Origin of the sequence: Mycobacterium montefiorense, from assembly GCF_025823255.1 — a bacterium.
In the GTDB taxonomy this organism is placed as follows: Bacteria; Actinomycetota; Actinomycetes; order Mycobacteriales; family Mycobacteriaceae; genus Mycobacterium; species Mycobacterium montefiorense.
This window is the reverse complement of sequence record NZ_JACKVL010000003.1, coordinates 1-22,745: the sequence shown is the minus strand read 5'-3', so window position 1 is coordinate 22,745 and position 22,745 is coordinate 1. Positions and strand designations below refer to the sequence as shown.

General features: G+C 62.7%; 20 protein-coding genes and 1 tRNA gene. 10 read left to right on the top strand and 11 right to left on the bottom strand.

The features are described from left to right. The first annotated feature begins 108 nt into the window (after positions 1 to 108). Positions 109 to 182 (top strand) — tRNA-Cys (locus H7K34_RS00870). A 12-nt stretch (positions 183 to 194) separates the two neighbouring features. On the opposite strand, the gene H7K34_RS00865 is transcribed toward H7K34_RS00870, so the two are convergent. Next, the gene (locus tag H7K34_RS00865) at positions 195 to 1,334 is read right to left on the bottom strand and encodes a zinc-binding dehydrogenase (protein WP_264058826.1); all 1,140 of its coding nucleotides are present in this window, start codon (positions 1,332 to 1,334) and stop codon (positions 195 to 197) included. A 57-nt stretch (positions 1,335 to 1,391) separates the two neighbouring features. Further along, positions 1,392 to 1,790, bottom strand: coding sequence for a YchJ family protein (locus tag H7K34_RS00860; RefSeq protein ID WP_264058824.1), 399 nt, complete (start codon positions 1,788 to 1,790; stop codon positions 1,392 to 1,394). 74 nt (positions 1,791 to 1,864) lie between these two features. Between H7K34_RS00860 and H7K34_RS00855 the strand changes: the two genes are divergently transcribed. The 3 genes from H7K34_RS00855 to H7K34_RS00845 are packed head-to-tail and all read left to right on the top strand — an operon-like array spanning position 1,865 to position 3,716. Next, positions 1,865 to 2,401 carry a pyridoxamine 5'-phosphate oxidase family protein gene (locus H7K34_RS00855; protein ID WP_264058823.1) on the top strand — a complete coding sequence of 179 codons (537 nt, stop codon included), beginning with the start codon at positions 1,865 to 1,867 and terminating at the stop codon, positions 2,399 to 2,401. Next, positions 2,382 to 2,837 (top strand): hypothetical protein, encoded by a 456-nt coding sequence (locus H7K34_RS00850; RefSeq protein WP_264058822.1) that lies wholly within the window; start codon positions 2,382 to 2,384, stop codon positions 2,835 to 2,837. Before H7K34_RS00855 ends, H7K34_RS00850 begins: the two co-directional genes overlap by 20 nt. A gap of 21 nt (positions 2,838 to 2,858) precedes the next feature. Further along, on the top strand, positions 2,859 to 3,716 hold the full coding sequence (locus tag H7K34_RS00845) for a TIGR03621 family F420-dependent LLM class oxidoreductase (RefSeq protein WP_264058820.1): 858 nt from the start codon (positions 2,859 to 2,861) through the stop codon (positions 3,714 to 3,716). Between the two features lie 62 nt (positions 3,717 to 3,778). Here H7K34_RS00845 and H7K34_RS00840 read toward each other — a convergent pair whose 3' ends face one another. Then, positions 3,779 to 4,741: an AraC family transcriptional regulator gene (locus tag H7K34_RS00840; protein ID WP_264058819.1), complete on the bottom strand. Its 963-nt coding sequence runs from the start codon at positions 4,739 to 4,741 to the stop codon at positions 3,779 to 3,781. A gap of 197 nt (positions 4,742 to 4,938) precedes the next feature. On the opposite strand from H7K34_RS00840, the gene H7K34_RS00835 reads away from it, so the two are divergent. After that, a complete protein-coding gene (locus tag H7K34_RS00835) occupies positions 4,939 to 5,868 on the top strand; it encodes a LacI family DNA-binding transcriptional regulator (RefSeq protein ID WP_264059226.1) in 930 nt (309 codons plus the stop codon). A gap of 115 nt (positions 5,869 to 5,983) precedes the next feature. Further along, positions 5,984 to 7,390 (top strand): aldehyde dehydrogenase family protein, encoded by a 1,407-nt coding sequence (locus H7K34_RS00830; protein WP_108921591.1) that lies wholly within the window; start codon positions 5,984 to 5,986, stop codon positions 7,388 to 7,390. Between the two features lie 14 nt (positions 7,391 to 7,404). On the opposite strand, the gene H7K34_RS00825 is transcribed toward H7K34_RS00830, so the two are convergent. Genes H7K34_RS00825 through H7K34_RS26575 form a run of 4 tightly spaced genes read right to left on the bottom strand, consistent with a single transcriptional unit; the run spans position 7,405 to position 11,822 of the window. Then, positions 7,405 to 8,313, bottom strand: a complete 909-nt coding sequence (locus tag H7K34_RS00825; RefSeq protein ID WP_372510657.1) for a lytic transglycosylase domain-containing protein — start codon at positions 8,311 to 8,313, stop codon at positions 7,405 to 7,407. Positions 8,314 to 8,363: 50 nt separating this feature from the next. Beyond that, positions 8,364 to 9,614: a DUF7373 family lipoprotein gene (locus H7K34_RS00820; protein ID WP_264058813.1), complete on the bottom strand. Its 1,251-nt coding sequence runs from the start codon at positions 9,612 to 9,614 to the stop codon at positions 8,364 to 8,366. Positions 9,615 to 9,619: 5 nt separating this feature from the next. Continuing rightward, the gene (locus H7K34_RS00815; RefSeq protein WP_264058811.1) at positions 9,620 to 10,102 is read right to left on the bottom strand and encodes an Rv0361 family membrane protein; all 483 of its coding nucleotides are present in this window, start codon (positions 10,100 to 10,102) and stop codon (positions 9,620 to 9,622) included. Positions 10,103 to 10,121: 19 nt separating this feature from the next. Next, a complete protein-coding gene (locus tag H7K34_RS26575) occupies positions 10,122 to 11,822 on the bottom strand; it encodes a serine/threonine-protein kinase PknH/PknJ (protein WP_308205427.1) in 1,701 nt (566 codons plus the stop codon). A 149-nt stretch (positions 11,823 to 11,971) separates the two neighbouring features. On the opposite strand from H7K34_RS26575, the gene H7K34_RS00800 reads away from it, so the two are divergent. Continuing rightward, a complete protein-coding gene (locus H7K34_RS00800) occupies positions 11,972 to 12,640 on the top strand; it encodes a C39 family peptidase (protein WP_264058808.1) in 669 nt (222 codons plus the stop codon). Here H7K34_RS00800 and H7K34_RS00795 read toward each other — a convergent pair. The 4 genes from H7K34_RS00795 to H7K34_RS00780 all read right to left on the bottom strand — a co-directional run bounded on the left by H7K34_RS00795 (position 12,637) and on the right by H7K34_RS00780 (position 16,703). Continuing rightward, positions 12,637 to 13,890: a fatty acid desaturase family protein gene (locus tag H7K34_RS00795; RefSeq protein ID WP_264058806.1), complete on the bottom strand. Its 1,254-nt coding sequence runs from the start codon at positions 13,888 to 13,890 to the stop codon at positions 12,637 to 12,639. The genes H7K34_RS00800 and H7K34_RS00795 overlap by 4 nt on opposite strands. A 203-nt stretch (positions 13,891 to 14,093) precedes the next feature. Next, a complete protein-coding gene (locus H7K34_RS00790) occupies positions 14,094 to 15,011 on the bottom strand; it encodes a TPM domain-containing protein (protein ID WP_264058804.1) in 918 nt (305 codons plus the stop codon). A 31-nt stretch (positions 15,012 to 15,042) separates the two neighbouring features. Beyond that, complete coding sequence (locus tag H7K34_RS00785; protein WP_264058802.1) at positions 15,043 to 15,567, bottom strand: hypothetical protein; 525 nt, start codon at positions 15,565 to 15,567, stop codon at positions 15,043 to 15,045. A gap of 80 nt (positions 15,568 to 15,647) precedes the next feature. After that, the gene (locus H7K34_RS00780) at positions 15,648 to 16,703 is read right to left on the bottom strand and encodes an alpha/beta hydrolase (protein WP_264058800.1); all 1,056 of its coding nucleotides are present in this window, start codon (positions 16,701 to 16,703) and stop codon (positions 15,648 to 15,650) included. A 314-nt stretch (positions 16,704 to 17,017) separates the two neighbouring features. Between H7K34_RS00780 and H7K34_RS00775 the strand changes: the two genes are divergently transcribed. From H7K34_RS00775 to H7K34_RS00765, 3 genes are all read left to right on the top strand, one after another. Next, positions 17,018 to 19,429 carry a patatin-like protein gene (locus tag H7K34_RS00775; RefSeq protein WP_264058798.1) on the top strand — a complete coding sequence of 804 codons (2,412 nt, stop codon included), beginning with the start codon at positions 17,018 to 17,020 and terminating at the stop codon, positions 19,427 to 19,429. Between the two features lie 1,024 nt (positions 19,430 to 20,453). After that, complete coding sequence (locus tag H7K34_RS00770; protein ID WP_264058795.1) at positions 20,454 to 21,026, top strand: NADPH-dependent FMN reductase; 573 nt, start codon at positions 20,454 to 20,456, stop codon at positions 21,024 to 21,026. Between the two features lie 86 nt (positions 21,027 to 21,112). Next, entirely contained in the window at positions 21,113 to 22,456 is a 1,344-nt protein-coding gene (locus H7K34_RS00765) for an FAD-dependent oxidoreductase (protein ID WP_264058793.1), read from the top strand. Positions 22,457 to 22,745: the final 289 nt, after the last annotated feature.

Genomic DNA, 22,745 nt, shown 5'->3' with positions numbered 1-22,745 from the left:
GTAAATGACTTATCCGGTTTGCGGTGGCCGACGCAGTTGTCGTTGAAATGATCGGGCCGAGCCAAACACTGGGCCGCGGCGGCCAGCGCTGGCATGGTCGTTGTTCGTGCGGGTGTGGCTGAGCGGCTAGGCAACGGCCTGCAAAGCCGTCTACACGGGTTCGAATCCCGTCACTCGCTCCACGAGCCGAGCGACTAGGCGTTCGGAGTCACGAGGAACTTCTCGCCGGTCGCTCGCTTGACGTATGCGTTGAACGCATCGGGCGTGAGCATGCCGGCGAGTGAAACCTCCCGGGTGTAGCTACTCGCGAAGGTCGTGGTGAGCTCCGCTGCCACTCGAGCGCGCAGCCGCCCGAAAGTCTCGGCGCCCGCGTTCTGAAGAAATGGAGTGAGCAGCCACCCTCCCACCCCCCACGCCATGCCGAAGCTCCTGGTGAGCACCGTCGGACTAGTGTCAAGTGCGCCGTAGATGTACACCTGCTTGTGGACGCTCGACCCGTAGCGTGAGTACTGCCCCGCTGTCGCGCTAGCCGCCTTCTCCATGCCGTTGAGGATCTGGCTGGCCAGCGTTCCACCACCCGTGGCGTCGAAAGCGATCGTCGCGGATGTCGCCTTGAGAGCCTCGACCAGATCGGTCGTAAACGACGGTGATGACGAGTTGAGGACATGGGTTGCGCCGATCGCGGTGAGTAACTCCTCTTGCTCGGGCTTGCGAACGATGTTGACCAGCGGTATCTCATCCTTGTGGCAGAGCTTGACCAGCATTTGACCGAGGTTCGACGCCGCAGCGGTGTGTACCAGGCCCGAATGTCCTTCGCGGCGCATCGTTTCCGTCATTCCGAGTGCCGTCATTGGATTAACGAAAGACGAAGCTCCGTCCCTCGCCGTAGCCCCCTCGGGCAGGACTAGACATGCGGATGCGTCGACCGCTCGGTATTGCGAGTACATCGCGCCGCCAGCAATCGCCACCGTCTTACCGACCAGCGCTTGGGCCGCTTCGGATGATCCCGCGGCCACCACGGTGCCGGCACCTTCATTGCCCACCGGCAGCGACTCGTCGAGTCGAGCCGACAGCGCTGCCAGGCTCCCCGCTGCCAGAGACGCGGTGACGATGGGACGCTCGGGCGTACCCGTGACCGTGGCAGTGGTCATGTCGGCGCTGGCAATGAGAAGGCCCAGGTCTGACGGGTTGATCGGCGAAGCTTCCACCCGCACCAGCACTTCATTTGGGCCGGCGGCCGCAACCCGAACCTCTTGCAGCGAGAGTTCGAGGGTGCCATCCGACGTCACCAACGAACGCAGCTCCAGTGCTGTATCAGGCAAGTCTGCGGTCATGGGCGGTGCCTCGTTCCTGTTGTGGGTCTGCTTCAAGCGAGTTAACGCCAAACTCCGCTACAGATCTTCCGGCACGGGGTCGAGGTAAAACCATCGGCCGGCGCGGCGCTCGAAGCAGCTGCGCTCATGCAGGCTGTCGGTGCGGCCCGCGGACTCGAACCTGGCCGTGAATTCCACTTCCCCGGAATCGTCATCCGGGCCACCCGCGAGAGTGTCGATCACGTCCAGGCCAATCCAGGTGACGCCGGGGTCGACGGTCACGTCGGCCGGTCGTGTTCGCGGGTGCCAGGTGCGGAACAGATAGTCCGCGTCGCCGCAGGCGAAGGCCGAATATCTCGATCGCATCAATTCCTCGGCCGATCGAGCCAGCGACTCGCCATCGTGCAGCGGCCCGCAACAAGCGCGATAGCTCTTGCCGGCGCCGCAGGGGCACGACGGTCCGGGGAGTTCGTCCACGTGGTTCGCTTTCTGACTTACGTCACGCGCGCGATGGATAGCTCGGCCAATGCACATCTTCCTAGCCTCAAAGTATGCGTGAAACGGCATCCTCGACCATCCGCGACGCGATCGCGATTGTGGAGAATTACCGGACCTGTGAGTTCACCACAGTGTCCCGTGATGGAACACCGCAGACGTGGCCAGTCAGCGCGCTACTCCTGCGCGATGGACGACTTCTGGTCTGCACCAGCATCGGGTTTCCACAAAAGGTTTTCAACATCCGCCGCAATCCCAAAGTGAGTCTGCTGTTCTCGGAGCCAACCGGTAGTGGGTTGTCCCGGCCGGGAGCCGTCTTGATCTGCGGCAGCGCGGTAGCCGAGGACAGGGTGATCGCCGACATGAGATCCTCACCAGAATTGGCAGCCTTGTGCCAAACGGTGATCGATCGACAACCGGCCAGCAAGTTCATGAGCTCGTTCCTCGGGCGCCGCCTATTTCCTTCTTATTACTGGCGGATAGCGATATACGTGACGCCAGCACATGGATTCCACTGGCGCAACAGGGATTTCACTGCAGCCCCAGAGCCGCTCGACCTGAAGGAGTTGCGCGATGTGGCAGCTGGCAAGTGAGTCGCTCAGCGAGTTTCCCGAGGTGGTTGTCACCGCGGTTGGCGTCGAGGGACATCCTGTCAGCGTGCGGCAGCATTCGTCGCGCTACGACGCGCAAACCGGTGAAATGCCAGTCCTGATACCAACATCCGTCGCGCCAGCGGCCGGGCCTGCGAACCTGCTGGCTCACTCCCACGACGAAGACCTCTGGAACCTACGAATCGTGCGGGTCACGGGGCGTCTGGAAAGCCGAGGCGAAGGCTGGGTCTTTGTCAGCACCGCCTTCACGCCGCCATCGCCGGACGGGTTCAAATCGAGGTGGCAGATGGCTAAGGCCATGCGGCGCAGTTCCCGTCGATACCTGGCGGCACGCGGAATGGCGCACCCAAAGGTCAATTGGCCGATCATCAACAGCATGCAACGGCAGGCGCATCTGAATCGACTCCGGGGCAAGTAGTTTCACACCAGCAGGATTCGCATGAATACCAAACCGCTGCGCTTTGGCGCGGTCCTGTGCACACGGGGCTCGGTCGCAGACCTGATTGATCAGGCCCGCCACGCCGCGGACAGCGGTTGTGACGTCGTGCTGTTGCCCGATCACCTCGGCTATAGCGCACCTCTTCCGTCCCTGGTAGCCGTTGCCGCCGCGGTGCCCTCGGTGCGCGTGGGCAGTTGTGTGCTCAACTGCGGTTTGTACCGGCCTGCCCTGTTGGCCCGCGACCTGGCGGCGGTGGACTCCGCAATCGACGGCCGCCTCGAGATCGGGTTGGGTGCCGGCTATGTTGCCGAGGAATTCGAGACGGCGGGCCTGCGCTTCCCGACGCCCGCAGAGCGCGTGCACCTGGTCGGAGAACATGTCGAGCAGATCCGCGCGACGTTCGCCAATCCGGACTATTCACCTACGCCGATCCAGCATGCGCCGCCGATCATGATTGGCGGTACGGGCGACAAGATGTTAGCGATGGCGGCCACGCATGCCGACATCGTCTCGATATTGACGTTCGGCACCGAAAGCGAACTGCTGCAACGTGTTCAGTACGTCAAGGAGCACGCGGGCGCACGCCTGGATCAGATCGAGCTTTCGTTCAGCTTCGGCCAGGTAGCCATCGACGATCCCAACGACCTGCTGATCCTCAAACGGGCGGCGCCCGAAATGCCTGAGTCGCAACTCCGCTCGATGGCGACATGTTTGGACGGTCCCATCGAAGCGGCGGCCGAGCGCATCTCGCGCATGCGGCAAGAGCTGGGCATCGGCTACTTCACCTTCTCCGTCGGTGAAGGCCGCGGCCTCAGCTGGCCTACCCTCGAGAAACTAATCGCCAGAGTCAAGGGATAAGTCAGCATGCATGCGACGACGGTCGCTGCGAATCACGTTGGAATATGCTGCGGCGCAAGGTATCACCTGGCGCCTCGCGGTAACGGTCGGCGTGCGCGGCCGCGAACCTGCCGAGATGGTTGAAGCCCCCAACGATGTGCCACCGCAGCAACGGTGGTCATCGATGGATCGGATTCCAGCAGCATTCGGTGTGCTCGGCGCAGCCGAACTTCGCGCAGATACGCCATCGGCGATGTGTCAAGGTGCCGCCGGAAACCTAGCTGTAGCGAACGGACACTGACGCAACTGCGGGCCGCGATCGAGGACAGCGTCATCGGCAGATGCGCTTCCTCCTCGATGATTTCGATGGCGGCGCGAATCGCGCGGGGTGCGGCCAGCCCTTCACCACCGGCAAGAGCATCGCGGAGCGAATGATCGGCGGCGAGTAGGAATCCGTGCACCAGACTGTCGACAAAGGGCAACCCGACGAGCGGATGATTGAGCAGGCTGTCGGGGGAGAAAAGCTGTCCGCTGAGCAGCGCCAACATCTTGATCCAGTTGCGCGCCGGCACTGACGTGGTCGCCATCACGGGCGTGAAGTCGACCTGCGGAGTCACCCGCCGACCGAGCGCGTCACTGAGAGCGTCGTTGACGACCCAACGGTCCATCAGCAACGTGAGCGTCCTGGCGCCGGCTCCCCATCGCGCCTCAGTCATACCGCCCGGCGCAGCGACGGCGGCATTGCCCGGGCCGGGACGCACCGACACTCCCCTGTGTACGCATTCCATGTGCCCCGAGATCAGCACCACTACCCGGAATGCATCGCAGAGCTCGGCGCGATCCATCGACACGTCGGCGTCGACGACGACTTCGGCGAGGGTGATCGGCCCGACGCGGGCCAGCCGGTGGGTGAGCCGGAATTCCTCCGGATCGGTCAGCAGATCAAGGTGCGGTTTCTGGCAGCAGGTAAGGGACCAGTCGTCGAAATTCTTGGACCGCGTCCAAGCGTGCAGATCCGATGCGTCTGTTGTCGATCGGTTTGTCACTCGACCTTGATCACCATCCCGCAGATACCCCTCAGCACGGGGTACTGACCACAGTAACTTTTCCGGCTTTGCTCTGCTAGACGGCTGGTGGTGACATGCGCTGAATGGACACATCGCCGCGCAATCCGGCCGGTCTGCGCGTCGGGGCATACGATCTGAGCGTGAAAGGCAGGCCAACGAAGGCCGACGTTGCGCGAATGGCCAACGTCTCGACCGCGACCGTCAGTTACGTGCTCAATAACTCAGTCGGGCGCACCATTTCGGCGCAGACGCGCGCCGCGGTGCACAGTGCGGCCACAGAACTGGGGTACCGGCCCAACCTGGCCGCTCGTAATCTGGCCCGCGGAAAGAGCGGCGTCATCTTGTACATCGTGCCGCAACTTGCCGGCGGCGAGATGCCCATGCAGGTGGGCACTCACATGACCACCGAGTTGACCCGCCGCGGAATCATGCAGGTTCAGCTCTTCGAGACCGAGCGCGACGACGCCGTCGCCGACGCCATCAACCAGTTGCAGCCGATCGCGGTGACGAGCTTGTTTCCCTTGGGCCGCAAGGCATCAAGCGCCGTGAAGGACGCGGCCATTCCCCACATCTGCGTCCACACGCTGCCGGGCCTCGGCGACCCGCAGTATTCGGTCGGACAGATGCGCGTGGACCATCTCGTCGCACGGGGACACCGCAACGTGGCGTTCGCATACTCGGGCGATCGCCGGTGGCGCGCACTGGGCGATTACTGGATCGACGGCGTCCGGCACGCAGCGCACCAGCATGGGCTGCCCGATGTGGTCGTGACGGCGTTCACGCCGGACGACAGCGCCGCGGTGGTGGGTGAACTGCACGCCGCCGGCGTCTCCGCGGTCTGTGCGCAGAGCGACGAGGTGGCCTTCGTGGTGCTCGACGGCGTGCGGCGCGCCGGACTACGTTGCCCCGACGATCTCGCGGTCATCGGCGTGGACGCCACGGCCCTGGCTCCCTTCAGCATCCCCGCGCTGACGACGGTGGCGTTCGACCGCACGGCGATCGCCGAAGTGGCACTAGCAGCGGTTTTAGCAGAACTGGAGCTTCCCGACGAAGCACGCCCGGCTGCCCGGGACATCGCGACGCTGGTCATCCGAGAGTCCACCTGAATCTTGCGCTCGCCTTCCGGCGGATACTGGACACTCATTAGTTACGCGCGTAACCTCTGACGAGCAGCGAACGCATTCTGCGTCTCGGAGCGGCTCGTCGAAAGGATGAAGGACATTGACTGACGCCATCGCGGTGTTCAACCCCTCCAACGAAGAGCTGATCATCGAGGTCCCCGATTCCGACCAGGCGGCCGTCGACGCGGCGGTGGCCCGCGCCCGTGAGACCTTCGAGTCGGGAGTGTGGCGCAAGGCGCCCGCGTCGCACCGAGCGAACGTCCTCTTCCGCGCCGCGCGCATCATCGAGGAACGCATCGACGAGCTCGCCGCGCTCGAGGGTCAAGACAACGGCATGAACCTGACCGCCGCACGCCACATCATCCCGGTGTCGGTCGACATGCTGAAGTACTACGCCGGCTGGGTCGGCAAGATCCACGGCGAGTCAGCCAATCTGGTGTCCGACGGCCTGCTCGGCACCTGGGAGACGTACCACACCTTCACCCAGCTCGAGCCGGTCGGCGTCGTCGGCCTCATCATCCCTTGGAACGGACCGTTTTTCGTGGCGATGCTCAAGGTCGCGCCCGCACTGGCCGCGGGTTGCAGCGCCGTTCTCAAGCCCGCCGAGGAAACACCGCTGACCGCGCTCAAGCTCGAGGAGATCTTCCGCGAGGCGGGTCTGCCCGACGGCGTCCTGAATGTCATCACCGGCTATGGCGAGACCACCGGTGCCGCGCTGACCGCACATCCTGACGTCGACAAGATTTCGTTCACCGGATCGACGGAGGTTGGACGGCTGATCGTCAAGGCGGCCGCGGGCAACCTCAAGCGGCTGACGCTCGAGCTCGGCGGCAAGTCGCCGCTGATCATGTTCGACGACGCCAACCTGGACAAGGCGATCATGGGGGCCGGCATGGGCTTGCTCGCCGGCTCGGGGCAGAACTGCTCGTGCACCTCGCGTATCTACGTTCAGCGCGGCATCTACGACCAGGTGGTCGAGAGCCTCGCCGGGTTCGCCCAGATGCTGCCGATGGGCGGCAGCGACGATCCTGATTCCGTCCTGGGGCCGCTGATCAGCGACAAGCAGCGCAAACGCGTCGAAGGCATCGTGAGCGACGGTGTGGCCGGCGGCGCGCAGGTGATCACCGGCGGCAAGCCGATGGACCGCAAGGGCTACTTCTACGAAGCGACGATCGTCACCAACACCACGCCCGACATGCGACTCATCAAGGAAGAGATCTTCGGGCCGGTCGGCTGTGTCGTTCCGTTCGACGACGAGGACGAGGTGCTCGCCCTCGCGAACGACACCCAGTACGGCCTCGCCGGATCCATCTGGACCGAGAACCTGTCCCGCGCCCACCGTGTCGTCAATGAGCTTCGCGCGGGCCAGGTTTGGGTGAACTCGTCGCTGGCGGCGGACCCGTCGATGCCGATCAGCGGCCACAAGCAGTCGGGCTGGGGCGGCGAGCGTGGCCGCAAGGGCATCGAGGCCTACTTCAACACCAAAGCCGTCTACATCGGGTTGTAGTCCGGCCTCGCGCGCTACTGCGGGTTGCCCGCCAGATAATCGGCGACTGGGATCGGCGACGTCGCGGCATAACCGATAGGTAGTAACACGTCGCCTGCGGTGGTCACGTAGTAGACGTCCCAGCGGTAGAAGGTGGCAAACGTCGCGGGATCGGCGGCGATCAACGCGGCATATTGGTCGACCGCCTGGACGTATTGGTGCGCGTGGTTGTAGCCGTAGATGGCGTGATCGCGGTCGTTGGCGAAGCCGTTCGCGGCGAGGTAGCGGCCCGCCGCCATGATGCTGTCGCGGGGCGAATTAACGTCTCCGCCTTGGCCGTAAGAGGCGAACGTCGACGGCAAGAACTGCATCGGACCTTGCGCGCCGGCGGTGCTCACGCCATGGATGCTGCCGAAGCGGGTCTCGACCAGGTTGATCGCGGCCAGGTAGTTCCAGCCGACACCGGAGTCCGCCTCCGCCGCGTGGTAGTAACCCATCAGCTCGTCGGCCGGAGTCGGGGGGTCGATGCGCCAGGCAGGCACGGTGTCGCGCACCTGTGCCATCGCCTGAAGCTGCCGGCGAGCGTCGACATTGCGGTCGTAGACATCGGTCAACGACGCCGGAATCCGCGGCCGGATGGTCGCATCCCATTCCGGATGCCGTCCAATGGCCCGGTAGGCCACTTGCTCGCGGTGCGCCGCCGCCGAAAGCGCCGCCTCCGGCGTACCCGAATTGCGCAGCGCCTGCTCGTCGGCGACGAGATCATCGGCTAGCTGCGCGGGGTCAGAAGCCAGCTGCGGCTGTGCGCCCAGCGGAATGCTCGGCGCGTCGGCGAATACCGTCGTGGCGGAAGGGAACTCCGCGGCGGCAGTTGCGGACGACTCTGCGCAGCCGACTACTGCGAGCACGGTCACGAGCAGCGCAAGCATGTGGTTACGGTTCATTGCGTCCACCAGTGTTTCTCATCGGCCGCAGCAGGGCAACGCCGCATGAATCATTGTCCCGTCAGGATGAGATATTGGGCCGCCATTTGTTGCTGCGCGTTGTCGAGCTGGCGGGCAATGGTTTTGATGGTGTAGCGGCCCGCGGCGGCCAGACACCAATATCTGGGTACCAGACCGTTAGCTCCGGCGACCCGGGTGCAGTGACTGTCCGGAAGACCGGGAACCGGCGAAGCCGGCTGTGCGGCAGGTGTTTTAGCGACAAGATCGCCGTAGTCTCGGGTAAGGGTTTGCGCGGCCGAGGGATCTCTTGTCCGGTAGACGGTGGGTAGGTTGACCGAAACGTCGTCGACGCCCGCCGCAGATAGCAGGGGCCCGATCTGGACGGGGTCGTCTTCGAGGTGGAGTGCACCCGCAAGCGGATAGGCAGCCCCGGACATTGACGTGGCTTGGCCGGCCGGTGGCGGCAAGGTGCGGGCGACAAGTCCGGTGGGATCCATTGCAAGCGTGGGGAATTGCACGGGGTCGGTGGGAGTAAACGTGTCGATCAGCGGGAGCTGACGATCGAGTGTGTGTCCGGCGAGTTGAGCTTCGCATTCCGGGCCCGCCGCACACCGCGCCACTTGCACAAGGACGTAGGAGCCGTGCGTCGTAAGCGCAGTCAGTTCACGCACGATCTGAGCACCCTCCTGGAAGGTCAGCACTGTGCCGCTGGCCTCGGGATGACCGGGAATAGCCAAAGGGCGTTCGGGTTCTGTCACGATCGGGATCGCGCTGGTGATGCGGGGCATGTTCCTGGCCGCCGTGGTCATGTTCTGGGCCGCCTGAGATGCTGCCGAGGGGTTGACGAATCGCAGCACGGTATTGCGCAGCGACATCTGAGGATCCGGGCCAGCGGCTTGTCGCTCGGAGACGAACCCGACCACCAACGGCAAGTTGTAGGCGCCACCGGCGATCGGCGGCCACACCGCGCTCGACAGCCCAAGGGGCTTGTCGATGACGTTCGCGCCGGCCGAGCTCGCGCCGACCAGTGTGGAATCGGTTTGCCAGGGCCCGACGACGTAGGCGGCCATACGCCGACCTTCGACCAGACGCCCCGCGTCTTGGGAGTCGGCGTTGCCCAGCGCCGGCTGCGGCGTGACCGGATAGTTCCTGGAGTCGAGCTGCGAAGCGTTCACCGTCGCCGCGGGGCTGGGCGACGCGTGGGTGGCTTCACCGGCGGTGGTGTGGCTACAAGCCACTAGCGCCACCGCGAGCAGTGCCGTCAGAATCGCCGAATTGACTTGCAATAGTTTGCTTTTCATCTTAGTCAGTAGCTGGTCTGGCAGATCTTCCAGCCGTCCTCGAGTTTCAGCGGCAAGCTGACGTTGTGAGAGCCCATGGTTTCGTTCTGGCCGACAAACTTGACGTCGGCGGTGCCACCCGTGATTGTGATCGAGGTGATGTCTTTGATCGTGGTGACGCCATTTTGGGCCCGGCCCTTCTTGACGTAGTTCATCGCGGTGCCGCTGAATTTATTTCGCATCGCAGTGCACATCAATTCCAAATAGGCATCCCAGTTTTGGGTGTTGTACGCGTCCTGAAACGCCATCAGGGTCTCGCGGATCTGGTCCTCGGCAGCAGGCTTTGCGGAGGGGGCCGGTGACGCCGAGGAGCCGGGCGGGGCCGCCGCCGTGGCCGAGGTGGAGGTGCCGGTCTGTTGGGGCAGCGCCGAGCCGCCGGTGACGGTCGTGCACGAGGTGGTCAGCGCGGCGGCCACACCGAGCGCGCACAGGCGATTGGCGACAGTCATCGGTCTCCCCGTCGTTGCGTCATTGTCGAGGCACCTTGTTGGCGGTGGCGGTGACCAACGAGGCGACATCGGTGCCACCGGCAGCGCGGCATTGTCGGATGTCGACTAAGACGTTGCCGCGCACCAACATTCCTCGCTGGCACGATCCGCCGCCGCGCAGGGTCACACGCAGGGTGAGCACACCGGCGGTGGTCAGGGGCTGGCCGAAGTTCCAGGTTTGAGCGGGGACGCCCGGTTGGTTCACGGTCACGGATTTGCCGCCGCATAATTCCAACTGCCCGCGCTGCGTGGTCAGCGATGAGCTGGCCTTATCGCCGGGAAAGGCGATGACCGCTTGGGTGACGCTGTCTTGCCAGGCCTGTTCGTTCATGCCGCGCAACGTTTGTGCGGCCACACCCGTATAGCCGCTTTGCCGGTACACGGATTGCTGCGCGGGCGCCCAGGCAGCCAAACATTGCGGGTTGTCGAGGATCCCGGAATCGTCGAGCAGGCTGGCACTGTCTTGCTCGAGAACCAGCGGATCTCCATTGGCCGCGACCGGAAGCTGGGCGGCGGACAGCAAAATGGAGCGCAGCGCAGCGGCGGCGACATTGGTTGCCGCCGGCCCCTGAGCCGATGCCGATGCCACCGGTGATCCGGAGCGTTGGCTGGTGTCAGCGCGAGGCCCAGCGGTGTCGGGCCAGGCCCACACGGTGACCGTGACAACCAACAGCACGACGCCGGCCAGCGCGGCGGCGATCAGGCCGCGCCGGCGCCGGCGCTGCGGCGGCGAGGGCAGTGGGGGGCCCGGCCAGGCCGACACCGTGGGCGGCTGTCGCTGCCAGGTGTGCGGGTAGGAGCTGACGTCGCCGCTGGGTATCGGCGGGAGCGGCGCGTACCGAGTGGGATCGCGCAACGCCGAGACGGCGGCGTCGGCGAGCGCGGTCGCAGACGCGAAGCGGGCACCGGGATCTTTTGCCATCGCGACCGCAATCACATGATCGAGGCCGCGAGGCAGCGACGGCACCATGTCGCTGGGTCGGGGCGGGGGCTGGAACAAGTGGGCCATCATCACGGCTGCGGCCCCGTTGCTCGCCGCAAAGGGCGTGTTGCCTGTCAGCAATCGATACAGCGTGCAGCCCAACGAGTAAATGTCGACCCGGCCGTCGATGCGTCCGTTGGAAAGCACCTCGGGCGCGGCGTAGCCGACGGTGGCCAGTACCGCCCCGGTGGCGGTCAGCCCCACGTCGTCAAGTGCGCGAGCAATCCCGAAGTCGCCGAGCAGGACTCGCTCATTTGGGCCGACCGCGCCGGAGAGCATGAAGTTGCCCGGTTTGACGTCGCGGTGGATGACGTGGTTGGCGTGGGCGAAATCGAGCGCCCTGGCCACGTGCGTGATGATGTGGACAGCACGGTGCGGGGTCATGGTTCCGTCGCAGAGCGCGTCCTCGGCGTCGGTGCCGTCGACAAACTGCATCGCGATCCACAGTTGGCCGTCGTCGGTTTGTCCGCGCGTGTACACCGACACGATCTGGGGGTGATCCAGGGCGGCCGCGGTGTCGGCTTCGCGGATAAAACGCGCCCGAAAATCCCGATCGCGTGACAGTTCGGCCGAAAGCACTTTGAGCGCCACTTGGCGAGGCAATGCCGGGTCGGCGGCCAGATACACAGTGCCCATGCCCCCGCTGCCCAGCACCGCCTGGATGCGGTAGCCGCATACCAGCGAACCGATTGCCAGCACCCGCTCAACCCTACGGTCCGGCGGACGACACCGACCCGTTTTCGTCCGCGCGATCGCTTCCAAGAACTCTTTGAGAATTCGAGAAGGCCGACATCCGAGTCTTTTCTTAGCTACTCCGCGGCTAGAGCGGGAGCAGAAAAGGACAAACCATGAAGGGCTTCACGAACGCCATCGCCAAGACCGCCTCCGTTGCTGTCGTCGCCAGCGCTGTTGCGCTGGGATTGGTCGGCCCGGCCTACGCGACCTCGGACACCATGTACGGCGATCCCGCGGGCGCCGCGAAGTACTGGCGCTACCAGCAATACTGGGATGACTGCGCCGTGGCGTCGACCGCTGATGTGATCGGTGAAGTGACCGGCGTGGCGCCCTCGGAGGACGAGATCATCGACAGGGCGCAGGCGACGCCTAGCACGCAAGGCCCAGGTCCGATCTACACCAGGCCCGCCCACCCCGACGATCCGGATTCGGGCGAGGGCATGTGGTTCAGGGACATCCCCGCGCTCCTGGCGCTGTACAACGTCGGCGCCACCATTAGCAACGGAAGCATTGAGGGGCTCGAGCAGCAACTTGGCGCCGGCCACAAGGTGCTCGTCACCGTCAACGGCGAACTCATCTGGCACCAGCCTGTCGACCAGACAGACAAAGACGGCAACCCGGCGCATGACCACACCGTGGTCGTGACGGGCGTCGACACCGGCAACAACGTCGTGCATCTCAACGACAGCGGTAGCCGCCAGGGTCGCGACGAGCAGATCCCCTTGGCGCTCTTCATTCAAGCCTGGGACGCCGGCCAACGGCTGATGGTCGTCACCACCTAGCGTGCCGGTCCGGCGCTGGCCCGCCAAGGTCGGACCGCCGCGATCGCGGTCTTGAGGCCGCGGCGGCGCCCCGTCGCTAGATCGGTCTTGGCGAGACCGGGCTGGAGTTCAGCGAACATCCGCTCACTGCGGGTCTCCGGTGCGTTGTCGGCCGTGTCGCGCAGATAGCTGTTCGGCAGCGACAGTTTGGCGATGGTACGCCACGTCTTGGCGTACTGCATCAGGAAAGAGCCTGTGGTGTAAGGCAAGTCGTATTTGTCACACAGCGCGCGCACCCGCACCGAGACCTCGTGTAGCCGGTTGCTTGGCAGATCGGGAAACAGATGATGCTCGATCTGGTGGCACAGGTTGCCGCTCATGAACCGCAGCATCTGGCCGGCCTCGAAGTTGGCGCTACCCAACATCTGGCGCAGGTACCACTCGCCCTTGGTTTCGCCGATCATGTCGGTCTTTGTGAATTTCTCTGCGCCATCGGGGAAATGCCCGCAGAAAATTACCGCGTTGGCCCAGATGTTGCGGATCACGTTGGCGGCAATGTTGGCTTTCAGCGTCGATTTGTAACTAGCCGCCGGTGATATCGACGTGAGTGCCGGGAACGCGACATAATCCTTGACCACCTGGCGTGCGGCCTTGACCGAGAACTCGCGTGTTTGCTCGAGCACTTTGTCGCGTTCCGGGCCAGCCTTTAAGAGTTTCTCCAAATCGACTGTCTGCAAGCCGATTCCCCACTCGAACCCAAGCGCGAGCAGGGCATTGAATAGTACGTTGCCGACGTTGAAGCGCTCCCAGGGCTGGTCACGGGTGACGCGCAGGATGAAGTAGCCGACATCGTCATCCATGCCGAGGATGTTGGTGTACTTGTGGTGCTGATGATTGTGGGCGGAAATCCAGTGCTTTGACGCCGCACTCATGTCCCATTCCCAGGTTGTGGAGTGAATCTCGGGATCGTTCATCCAGTTCCACTGACCGTGCATGACGTTGTGGCCGATCTCCATGTTCTCGATAATCTTCGCTACAGCCAGTGTCACGGTGCCTGCCCACCAGGCCGAACGTCGCGAACCGGCGGCCAGCATGAGCCGGCCGGATACGTCGAGGACACGTTGGGCACCGATGGTGCGGCGGATGTAGCGGGCGTCCCGCGCGCCCAGCGAATCCTCAATGTCCAGGCGGATCGCGTCCAGCTCGACGGCGAGACTCTCGATGTCGGCGTCAGTTAAGTGGGCGAACGCCGGAACATCAGAAATCGCCATAGGTTTCCTCCACTTGCAACTGCATGTCGGGATCTCATCGGCAACTGCCCAATCGGCGGCCGAGTGCCCTCCCCTTGATCGCCTAACGAGGCCAACGGTGGTGTGGTTCCGTCTGGATGGCGGACTTACGTGATGCACAGGTCCGACGCGGCGGCCCGCATGCGGGTCAGAACCGGTCGTCGCTCAGCGGTCGCGCAGGGTGATCATCGCGTCGATGTGGTGCCTCGACGTTTCGGCGTGCGGTGCGCCGCGAGCACATCGGCGTTTGCCAGAGTCTGTGCCGCGGCGGCCAGCGTCGAGGCCCCGTTGGCATGGCCAATTGCTTCGGGCTCGTTGCTTGCTTCCTTGCTGTGCGCCGCCGCTAAATGCCGTTTTGCCTCTTCGAGCCGGGTCCGAGCCTCGGCGCCGACGCTCGCGTGATGTTTGGCGACGTAGTCGGAGATTTGCCGCAATCTGGCTTCCGCGATGGACAATGCCTGGCCCAGCGAGTCAACCCGCTGGGCGCCGCTGGGGCTGACCTGCCGTGCGGCACGCCGGCGGCGGCGCAGGCGATAGAGCACGAGGACCACCACGACGATCGCCACCACGACGATGACACCGATCGCAATGATCAGCCAGATCCGCATTGACGAACCCGGCGAGTCGGTCAATCCGTCCGATTTGTCCAGCCCGTCAGCGGCAGCGACCGCGGCACCGGCCCAGTCTTTAGCGCCCACCGCGGGTTCAATTTTGTTAGTCCGCAAGCTGTTTAGCTCGGTTGCTGTGAGGTCATGGACCTTCGGCGGCACCACGAACGAGTACGCCTTGGTGTTGGTAGCCACGGCCAGCAGCACGTCGTTGTCGCCCATCCCGCTGGCGCTGCGGGTTCGGTCGGCCCAGTTGTCTGGTTTGAATCGGGAGAAGTTGTCGACGTAGACCACCCACAGTTGAACGCGCTGATCGTGGTAAAGCCCGTCGATTGCCGAGCTGATCGTCGCCCGATCGGAATCCGTCAGCACCCCGGAACTGTCGGTGATGTGATCGGTGAGCTTGGACGGCGGTTGTGCGCCGGAGTGGGTTGCCAGCAGCAGCCCTGCTGTGAGAACCGTCAGGACTGCACCTAACACGCGAACAATTCGCATAGGGGTAATCTAGCCCGCCGCCGGCCGCCGGCTAGGTGTGGACTTTCCAGCCCGCTAAGGGAGTGGGCGCCGCCGGGGCATTGGGGTCGTTGAATTCGATGTAAATGTCGCCTTGTTTCACGTTGCCGTCGTAACCGATGAATCCGTGCGCGGTTTGGCCGTTGGTGACGCTGCCCAGGCGCAGCGGCGGCGTCTTGTTGATCTGCCGGTAATTGACGGTGGATGAGCCGCCCTGGATATCCCGGTATGGATCTTGCCGCCACGGGGAAGAGGCAGCCGTCACGTACCTCTCGCTGTAGCTGAAGGGTGCATCGGATTTGCCGACGATGGTGAGCTCGATGACGTTGCAGCCCCCGCCTGCAGAGCAGCCGGACGAAACCCAGGTCGCGTTGTTGAGCGTGACGTCGGCGGTCGCGGTGCTGTACTCGGTGACATGGATTGTGGTTCCGGACTTTCCGGTCGGGAAGGGCGACTGTTGCGTTGTCGGATCGGCAATGCCGTGCGGCGCTGTTGTGCATGCGGCGATCGCCAGCAATGTCGCAAGCCCTGCGCTCACAGATGTAGATATGGCCACCTGCAGACGATAGCGCGTCCGCCCGAGCGCCCGTAAGCGCAGAAACAGTCTCTGAAGTGGGACTAGCCGAGGCTCTTCGCGAACCCGCTGAGATCGCGCACGCTGGCCGCGAAGACGTCGGGCATCGCGCCCGCGAATATCAGATCGCCCCCATGACAGGTGCCCGCGACTACCCTGCCCACAGTCGGGACACCCGCACGCACCAGGCGGCGGTAGTACTGCAGTCCTTCGTCACGCATCGGATCGAGTTCATTCACCGAGATCACATGCGGCGGTAGGCCATTCAGGTCCTCGTCGGTCGCGACGCCGGCGAAACAGGTGGGATCGTTCGAGTTCTGATTTTCGGGGTCGTAAATCGAACCCAGTAGCTCCGCCTGCTGAAGGCTGATGAAGTAGCCGTCGCATTCCCGCAGTGACGGCAACTCATCGGGAGCTTCATGCCACCGGTTCCAGATGTACGGGCACTGCGCGTAGAAGCCCGCGATTTCGTTCAGCCAGCCTTCGCGTTTCGCCTTGTGCGCCAGGGTCAGGGTGAGATTGCCTCCGCCGGACTCGCCGTTGACGATCAGATGGCTGACGCCCAGTTCTGCGCGATCCGCCGAAACCCAACGGGCGCCGGCCGCGCAGTCGTTCAATCCGGCGGGAAACGGGTGCGGGCCGAGCTTTCCTCCGGAATTGCGGAACTCGACGCCGATGACGACCAGGCCGGTGCCCGCCAGGTACTCGCGCAGCCGCGCGTAGGTGGCGTCGGCGGCACTGGCGATGGCCATGCCGCCACCGTGCAGATGCACCACGGCAGGCAGCGGACCACCGACATCGGGGCGGCTGATGTACAACGTGACGTCGTTTCCGTGTTCGCCGGTGACGGTTGTCGTCGTAGTTGTCACACCGTTCGCGTCGGGAATGCCCGCGGCGAATAGACCTAGAACTGCGCCCATCCCCTCCTCGCACATCGCGGCATAGGCGAGCCGTTCCGCGAACGGCGCATCGATTGTCAGCGGCACCGTTGGCGCATTGTTGTCGAGACCCACCGGCGCAAGAGCCATGACCATTCGTGGGTCCGACCGAGCGTCGGTTTTGAGGCAGCAATCCGGATCAGCGAGGCGACCGTTGGTCACTTCGAGACTGTACAACGGCCGGGGTGCACTGTCAGACGTCACATTTCGAAGGTGAATTCATGGCCACAGATGCAAATGCGGTCGCCGTCGGGTTGCGAGTGTGCCAGCCAATCGGGGCCTGGCGCCCCGCGCCTCTTGACGCGACGCGTGGGACCATGGGGTGATCCGTATAGCAACCACTAGCCCGCTCGAGTTGCGAAAAGGAGTAGTTGACTACGCGTGCCAGGTAGGCATAGCCGGCAGATGGTAGGACAGATCCTCCATGCATAGAGGTAGTGCCAACTTATCCGCCGCAACGAATCGGAGGCCGAGCGATGCAGAACGAGGCAGAACTTCGACTGGCTCTGGTTTGTTACGGAGGTGTCTCGTTAGCCGTCTACATGCATGGTGTGACCAAGGAACTGCACAAGCTGATTCGGGCGGCACGCGCATTCGATAGCGCAGACAACGCCAGCCATCCCAACCCATTTCGCACGGGCGCCGGCCCAGATGACACGGAGGCCGTCTACTACGACGCTCTGCAGCAACTAGCCGCTGCCGGACGGCCACTGCGCGTCACCATCGACATCATCGGCGGTACCTCGGCCGGTGGGATAAACGGCGTCGCACTGGCCAAGGCACTGGCGCGCGACGCGTCGCTCGATCCGCTGACGGACGTGTGGATCAACGAGGGTGATATGCGCAAATTGCTCAGGGCTCCTTCGTTCGCGGGCTTGCGCGCGCAGGCGTTGATGGCCGCAGTGCGTCAACTGGTCGGCGCGTTCAGTCCGGTATCACCGCTGCGGGGAGACCTGATGTCCCAGTTGCTCTTACGTGCGCTGAAAAAGATGGACGACGGGCCCACTGCCGCGAATCTGCTGCCGAGGAACGGCACGCTGACGCTGTATGTCACCACGACGGACTTGGAGGGCTTCGAGGTATTGGTTCCGTCCGGCGCGGGTGGTGCCAGCCAACGCAGTGATTACAACGCGCAGGTTCTCGAATTCGATGGCGAACGGGGTGACCTCCAGCAATTCGAATCCGATTTCACGCCGGAGATGGCTTTCGCCGGCCGAGCGACGGCGAGCTTCCCAGGTGCGTTCGCACCGGTCAGCTGGGAATCCTTCATGAAAGAGACCGGGGGCAAATCGAAGCTGCATACCTCGATCTTTCGCTACGCCTACTCCTCTCACGACGATGCAGAAAAAACGTACTTCGTCGATGGGGGCGTGCTGGACAACGCACCTTTCGACCTTGTCATCGATGCCATCAGTCGCCGGCGCGCCGAAACCGAGGTGTACCGACGCATCGCTTACATCGAGCCCGATCCCGTCAGGCCACTCGATGCGCCTACACCGCAACAGATTCCGAAAGGACGCCGCTGGCTGTTTGACTTGCTCACCGTCAACAAGGTGCGCGGCAGCCACCCGATTCTGCTCGATCTATTGAAGCTACGAGACCTCAACTGGAGAATCGACGAAGTGGGCGCCCTCGCCGAGCGCCAGATGGCTAACGTCCAAGATGAAATTGCCGCCGCGCGAATGTCGATCCTAGCCAAACATGGCAATCTCGTTGAGAATTGGACGAACTTCGAACAGCGCACGACTCCCGTGGCGATCAATGCCCTGACGAAACAACTGAGGGCACCTGACGACATCCAGGAACTCTCGGATGCCATGCATGCCCGGGCGGAGGGGGCGCTCGGACTGTCCTGGCAGACGTACCAACGACTCAAGTTCGATGCCGCGATTCGCCGACTGGCCGGCGAATTCCTCGAAGAGCTGTCATTTCCACAGAAATCCGCTCAGGGCAGTTTCATCTGCGCCGCATTCATGGCGTGGGTTCGTCGACACCCGGACTGGAAGACCGGCGAAAGAGGGCTCAGCACAGTGCTGCGGGCGATCGACGTGCCTTACCGCGAACGGCGGCTGATGTTCATCCTTGCCGGTATCAACGCGCTGTACCGCGGGGACGGCGCTACTCGGCAACCGCCGCCGCGCAGCGACCTCGACGAAATGAAGCAGACCGCGTGGTCGATACTCGACCGCCTCCGAGGCGATGTGCGCGCCGCCGTCCACGACCTCAGCGCTGCCAACGTCGACTTTCTTCGGCTAATCGACGACGAGACAATGCTGGCTCTTCCTGACACATTCGTGAAGAGTCACCTCGACGAGTTCAACGCGATCTTCGATGCCTACGTCGCGGGGTTGCAGCGCACGCTCCACAACGACAGCTTCGAGCTTTGGACGGTCTTCAACCGGGCGACGAAGAACTGGGATCCGGACGACAGGCAAGCTCTGCTGAGCCGCTATTTGGGTTTTCCGCTCTGGGACGGATTGCTCTTCCCAACGATTTCGCTCGCGGAGCTGCCGCAGCTGACCCCGATCGGCGTGGCACAGTTCAGCCCGCTCGCGGCGACCGCGCTCTATGCCGAGGAGAAGGGCAAGCGAACGACGAAACTCAAAGGCATCCCGCTCCACCATTTCGCGGCATTCATGAGTGCGGCGTCGCGCGAAAACGACTATCTGTGGGGCAGATTGGACGGTGCCGAGTTGATCCTTCGCAATCTGCAAGCCGTCGACGACACCCGCCGTGGAGTCGACGCTGGTCCCGCTGCCACACTGCCGCGGCTCGACGAGGCTTTCACCTGCGTCATGAACACGGAGAAAGGACTCAAGAGAATTCCCAAGGATCTGCGAGACAGCCTCAATCGACAGATTAAGAAGTTGGGTTCGTCGTCGGCGTAACTTCGACATCGTGGCCACCCGCGACCAACGAATTACCAGACTGTCCTGCAGGGTGATTCCCTAGAGTGCGGGAAGGAATCGTGAGCCCGTGCCCTTGCCCTGACTAGGCCGCAGGGGTTCCCCCGTCGTTGCTAGGATGCAGTTCACATCGCGGGCGGGCCTTGAGACCCCTATTATTCGGCTAGCGCGGTGCTACGAATGTTGTCACTGCCATGGCCAGTGGCGACAGGTACCGTCGTCGTCAAAGAGCTTCAAGGAGAAGGAATCCCAATATGAAGACGAGAGTATTGATGGCGACGGTCAGCGCTGCATCGGCAGCCTTGGCCGCTGGTGTGATGTGGACCGCACCATCGGCCTCGGCTGGCACCCCCTTTTGCGATTCGCTTGCCACCCCCCAGCAGGCTCATGAGTGCAACTGCGGCTTCGACTTCGCCCCGGGTAGTCCGGAATACAATGGCTGCCTGTATGGAAATGCGGGTTCGTCCGCTCCCCCGAAGCCTTAGTCCCAGCGCGCCGCGCAGGCCCAGCGCTTTGATGTAGTCGGCGAGGGTCGCTTGTGCGTCGTCCTCTGATGTAGACACCTGCATGTAGTACCCCCGTGCTTAGCGGCAACGTGGCGGAGGTGCCTTTCAGACACGTTGGAAGTAGCTGTGGCACACGTTTTCACCACGCTCAGCTTGGCTCGATCGAATTCCTCAATCTGAACCGCAGACTTCCCGCACGAGTGCGCTTACCCGGAACGGGCGGCGGCCGAAGCGCAGAATGCGCCGACAGCGCGTGGTGCCGCCGGGTCTTCGCTTAGGTCATGGTCGAACCGAACGCAACCGAGCATTGTTATGGGCTATATCAAGTCGTGCACATTGCAGCCTCTCATATCAGACAGGCCGCCTGCGCGGGCGAACACCATAGCGTCGCCCGTACCGGCTGGTAGATGAAGTTCCGGTGAGAATTGCCGCGAAATGCCCCATAGTTCGGCGACGCAATCGACGATAATATGTCCGTCTGCCCGTCGAAGGGATCGCCAATGAGCACCTATAAGGTCGGAAATATCATCGGCAGTTTGTCTTCTACCTCCGTCAACCGGACTTTGGCCAAAGTTCTGGTTCGCCTAGCGCCTAGCGACCTGTCGTTCCTGGAGATCCCCATCGCCAATCTACCGCTCTACAGCCCAGACTATGACGCAAACTACCCGCCCGAAGGTCAGGCGCTGAAAGAGGCGATCGCCGCGGCCGACGCGATCTTGTTCGTCACGCCGGAATACAACCGGTCGATCCCTGGCGTCTTGAAGAATGCGATCGATTGGGCCTCCCGGCCGTATGGACAGAATTCATTTAACCACATGCCCGCAGCCATTATCGGCGCCTCTCCGGGTGCGATTGGCACGGCGATGGGTCAGCAGAACCTCCGCGCGGTGCTGAATTACCTCAATGCGCGGCAGATGACGGCGCCCGAGGCCTACATCACGTTCAAGCCGGAAATCTTCGGTGCTGATGGGTCGGTCTCCAATGACTCAACCGAGCGATTCCTACGCGCCTACATGCAAGAATTCCGCGACCACATCCAGCGGGTGCTCACCGTACTGCCGCGTCCTTCGTGACCGGAAGATGACCACGGGCAAATTTACCAACGTCGCTGCTTCAGTTCCAAACCCCTGAAATGGGTACATCCAAACGGAGTCACATCATGAACCAGGTATCGCAAGACCTCTTTAATCGATTTCGTCCGGCCGAGGTCAAGTCATCAAAAAGACTCAAGGTCGCGGTGGCTGGCGGTGGCCCTTCTGGTTTGCTACTTGTATGGAAGCTTTTAAATGGTGGCGCCATAGTAAGTGTTTTCGAAAAGAGGGGAGTATATAAACTCGACCAGGCAACCGACGCACGCTCCTACAACGTTACAGCAGATGCGCTTGGACTCCGATCATTCGGTCGATTAGGTAATCTAATCTATGGTGCCGGAACCATCGTTGATGGAAGAGCAATCCACTCGTTGTCGGGTGCGTGCTGGACTCATCCTTACGGTCATCGCCCCTCAGATCTTCTCGTTTCTGTGCCGAGGGGAGACCTACTTGCACTCTTGACCGGGACAATTCTTGGTCATCCGCAATGCACATTGAATTTCGATTGCGAGGTCGTTGACGCAGATCCGACAACAGGAACTGTGAGGTGGAAAAGCATGGCAGATCAAAGCCAGCATGAGTTGACTGGCTTGGATCTCATCGTGTTTGCCGACGGAGTGCACGGCCTTGGCCAACGTAAAGCCAAGGGCCAGCCCGGAGTAAGCGCAACCAGTGAGAGTCGTACGCCCTACTTGAATTTGACGGTCAGCGAAGATGCGGTCAAGCGATCAAAATTAGAGCTAGATAAAATCCATTTTTTCCCAGCGCCAGACGATGAGAGCCTTGGCATCGGTTTGCCCAACTTCAACGGCACTATTTCATTGCTCATTGAGGCGCAAGTGCACACGAACCACAAAGGAGAAGAAATCTGGCTATTCACGGGCCAAACACCGTTTAGCCCATATAGTTCTGTCTTCACTAAGAGAGAGGATGCTGATAGATATCTGCAAGCTCAGAATCCTCAACTTGCAGACGTACTAAAGGACTTGCCTGACGAGCAAATCCTTAACAAGCGGCCTAATTATTTTTACGAATCTTTTATCAACAGTTGGCGCATTGGTCGGATGGGTGTCTTGGTAGGCGACGCGGGAAGTTGCGCCCCTCCCTGGGCTGGATTCGGTATGAACCTCGCGTGCTCACACGCAGCAGATCTCGCGGAACTAATCACCCAATCTACCGACTTGGAAGCTGCGCTAAAGCTGTACAACAAAAGGAGGCAGAAGTGCACGGACGTAGTTAAGCGGGTGATCCGCGAGCATGGCGCGCTCCTGAACAGCGGTATCGGGTCCCAACGCTGGCGTCGGGAGCAGGCGATACGAGATCAGCGAGAACGCACGTTGGGCGAACGTTCCGAGTACCAGATTGTTGCGTTCGACGAACAAGGGCTAGAGGAATTGGCCGGTCTGGCTTGATCAGCCTCAAAACATGTTTTCATCCCCCACCCCTACATGCCCGGGGGCAAGGCTTCATGTAGTGGTCGCGGACCTCATGGATCGCCCCATTGACGATGTATAAGCGATGGACTGGGCCAACACGATCAAGAAATAGCCTCTTAAGTGGGGCACAAAGAACGAGTGCCCCTCTAAAACTGACGGACATCGTTGACAGTCCGGGTCTCCGAGCACTAGGAGACCTGCATGAGCGAACCGCTGCTGCCCCGTGAAGTCCGTCGTCGGTTGGCGATCATCCAGCACGCCGAGG

Bases quoted from the DNA above. Each gene is read 5' to 3' on its own strand.
- H7K34_RS00865 (WP_264058826.1), bottom strand. From the start codon at position 1,334: ATGACCGCAGACTTGCCTGATACAGCACTGGAGCTGCGTTCGTTGGTG.
- H7K34_RS00855 (WP_264058823.1), top strand. From the start codon at position 1,865: ATGCGTGAAACGGCATCCTCGACCATCCGCGACGCGATCGCGATTGTG.
- H7K34_RS00850 (WP_264058822.1), top strand. From the start codon at position 2,382: ATGTGGCAGCTGGCAAGTGAGTCGCTCAGCGAGTTTCCCGAGGTGGTT.
- H7K34_RS00845 (WP_264058820.1), top strand. From the start codon at position 2,859: ATGAATACCAAACCGCTGCGCTTTGGCGCGGTCCTGTGCACACGGGGC.
- H7K34_RS00835 (WP_264059226.1), top strand. From the start codon at position 4,939: ATGGCCAACGTCTCGACCGCGACCGTCAGTTACGTGCTCAATAACTCA.
- H7K34_RS00825 (WP_372510657.1), bottom strand. From the start codon at position 8,313: ATGAACCGTAACCACATGCTTGCGCTGCTCGTGACCGTGCTCGCAGTA.
- H7K34_RS00820 (WP_264058813.1), bottom strand. From the start codon at position 9,614: ATGAAAAGCAAACTATTGCAAGTCAATTCGGCGATTCTGACGGCACTG.
- H7K34_RS00815 (WP_264058811.1), bottom strand. From the start codon at position 10,102: ATGACTGTCGCCAATCGCCTGTGCGCGCTCGGTGTGGCCGCCGCGCTG.
- H7K34_RS00800 (WP_264058808.1), top strand. From the start codon at position 11,972: ATGAAGGGCTTCACGAACGCCATCGCCAAGACCGCCTCCGTTGCTGTC.
- H7K34_RS00795 (WP_264058806.1), bottom strand. From the start codon at position 13,890: ATGGCGATTTCTGATGTTCCGGCGTTCGCCCACTTAACTGACGCCGAC.
- H7K34_RS00790 (WP_264058804.1), bottom strand. From the start codon at position 15,011: ATGCGAATTGTTCGCGTGTTAGGTGCAGTCCTGACGGTTCTCACAGCA.
- H7K34_RS00775 (WP_264058798.1), top strand. From the start codon at position 17,018: ATGCAGAACGAGGCAGAACTTCGACTGGCTCTGGTTTGTTACGGAGGT.
- H7K34_RS00770 (WP_264058795.1), top strand. From the start codon at position 20,454: ATGAGCACCTATAAGGTCGGAAATATCATCGGCAGTTTGTCTTCTACC.
- H7K34_RS00765 (WP_264058793.1), top strand. From the start codon at position 21,113: ATGAACCAGGTATCGCAAGACCTCTTTAATCGATTTCGTCCGGCCGAG.